1 protein-coding gene is annotated in these 710 nt (G+C 63.8%); it reads left to right on the top strand.

Annotation, left to right across the window (positions count from 1 at the left end):
• Positions 1 to 710 (top strand): ABC transporter substrate-binding protein (locus EN994_RS34045; RefSeq protein WP_245466177.1); only part of this gene is annotated, 710 nt, incomplete at both ends.

Raw genomic sequence — 710 nt, 5'->3', positions numbered from 1 at the left:
GGGTAAAATTCCACGATGGCCGCGCGGTCACCGCCAAAGACGTTGTGGCGAGCTTCGAGCGGCTGGTCGATCCGGCCAGCGGCTCGTCGGCGTTGTTCGCCTACAAGGGCATCCTGTCCAAGGGCGGCGCCAAGCTGGTCGACGACGAAACCGTCGCCTTCGATCTCGACGGTCCGAACAGCAACTTCCCGTTCTATGTCTCCTCCGACGTCTACAATGCCGTCATCCTGCCTGCCGACTATGCCGGTGATTTCGAGAAGACTTTCAACGGCACCGGTCCGTTCAAGCTCGAATCCTTCCGCCCCAAGCAAGGCGCCAGCTTCGTGCGCAATGAGAATTACTGGGGCGACAAGGCGCTGCCCGACCGGATCGAGATCAAGTTCTTCGACGACGAGCAGGCACAGGTGCTGGCTTTGCAGGCCGGCCAGCTCGACGTGATCCCAAGCACGACGCGGCTGGAGCTGGCGATCGAGGGCAATCCCAACTTCAAGCTGCTGAGCGTGCAGGCGAGCTCGCACGACCAGGTGCATCTCAGGACCGACCAGGCGCCGTTTACCGACAAGCGCATCCGCCGCGCGCTGGCGCTCACGATCGACCGAGAGGCTGTGGTCAAGGGCCTGCTCAAGGGCCGCGCCATCGTCGGCAACGACACGCCGTTCGCGCCGATCTTCCCCTCGGCCGATCCATCGGTGCCGCAGCGCAAGCAGGAC

The sequence above is a fragment of the Mesorhizobium sp. M7A.F.Ca.CA.002.09.1.1 genome, from assembly GCF_003998555.1.
GTDB classification, from domain to species: domain Bacteria; phylum Pseudomonadota; class Alphaproteobacteria; order Rhizobiales; family Rhizobiaceae; genus Mesorhizobium; species Mesorhizobium ciceri.
Note: the sequence above shows the minus strand (reverse complement) of the source record. Positions and strands in the feature narration are given on the sequence as shown.